Below are 1,431 nucleotides of genomic sequence, written 5' to 3' on the forward strand. Positions count from 1 at the left end.
AGGCTTGGAGCATTCAAATTGCTTGGGTGTTATATGGTCAAGCCTCACGGGCAATTAGTACAGGTTAGCTCAACGCCTCACAGCGCTTACACACCCTGCCTATCAACGTCGTAGTCTTCGACGGCCCTTCAGGGGACTCAAGGTCCCAGTGAGATCTCATCTTGAGGCAAGTTTCCCGCTTAGATGCTTTCAGCGGTTATCTTTCCCGAACATAGCTACCCGGCAATGCCACTGGCGTGACAACCGGAACACCAGAGGTTCGTCCACTCCGGTCCTCTCGTACTAGGAGCAGCCCCTCTCAAATCTCAAACGTCCACGGCAGATAGGGACCGAACTGTCTCACGACGTTCTAAACCCAGCTCGCGTACCACTTTAAATGGCGAACAGCCATACCCTTGGGACCGGCTTCAGCCCCAGGATGTGATGAGCCGACATCGAGGTGCCAAACACCGCCGTCGATATGAACTCTTGGGCGGTATCAGCCTGTTATCCCCGGAGTACCTTTTATCCGTTGAGCGATGGCCCTTCCATACAGAACCACCGGATCACTAAGACCTACTTTCGTACCTGCTCGACGTGTCTGTCTCGCAGTCAAGCGCGCTTTTGCCTTTATACTCTACGACCGATTTCCGACCGGTCTGAGCGCACCTTCGTACTCCTCCGTTACTCTTTAGGAGGAGACCGCCCCAGTCAAACTACCCACCATACACTGTCCTCGATCCGGATAACGGACCTGAGTTAGAACCTCAAAGTTGCCAGGGTGGTATTTCAAGGATGGCTCCACGCGAACTGGCGTCCACGCTTCAAAGCCTCCCACCTATCCTACACAAGCAAATTCAAAGTCCAGTGCAAAGCTATAGTAAAGGTTCACGGGGTCTTTCCGTCTAGCCGCGGATACACTGCATCTTCACAGCGATTTCAATTTCACTGAGTCTCGGGTGGAGACAGCGCCGCCATCGTTACGCCATTCGTGCAGGTCGGAACTTACCCGACAAGGAATTTCGCTACCTTAGGACCGTTATAGTTACGGCCGCCGTTTACCGGGGCTTCGATCAAGAGCTTCGCGTTAGCTAACCCCATCAATTAACCTTCCGGCACCGGGCAGGCGTCACACCCTATACGTCCACTTTCGTGTTTGCAGAGTGCTGTGTTTTTAATAAACAGTCGCAGCGGCCTGGTATCTTCGACCGGCGTGGGCTTACGCAGCAAGTGCTTCACCCTCACCGGCGCACCTTCTCCCGAAGTTACGGTGCCATTTTGCCTAGTTCCTTCACCCGAGTTCTCTCAAGCGCCTTGGTATTCTCTACCCAACCACCTGTGTCGGTTTGGGGTACGGTTCCTGGTTACCTGAAGCTTAGAAGCTTTTCTTGGAAGCATGGCATCAACCACTTCGTCACCCAAAGGGTAACTCGTCATCAGCTCTCGGCCTTA

Annotated in this window: 1 rRNA gene; it reads right to left on the reverse strand. The window is 53.5% G+C overall.

Annotated elements, in window-relative coordinates:
• Window positions 1-33: 33 nt before the first annotated feature.
• Window positions 34-1,431 (reverse strand): 23S ribosomal RNA (locus BLO80_RS28720); the annotation flags it as partial.

The sequence above is a fragment of the Pseudomonas sp. NFACC56-3 genome, from assembly GCF_900100025.1.
GTDB lineage: Bacteria > Pseudomonadota > Gammaproteobacteria > Pseudomonadales > Pseudomonadaceae > Aquipseudomonas > Aquipseudomonas fluorescens_AA.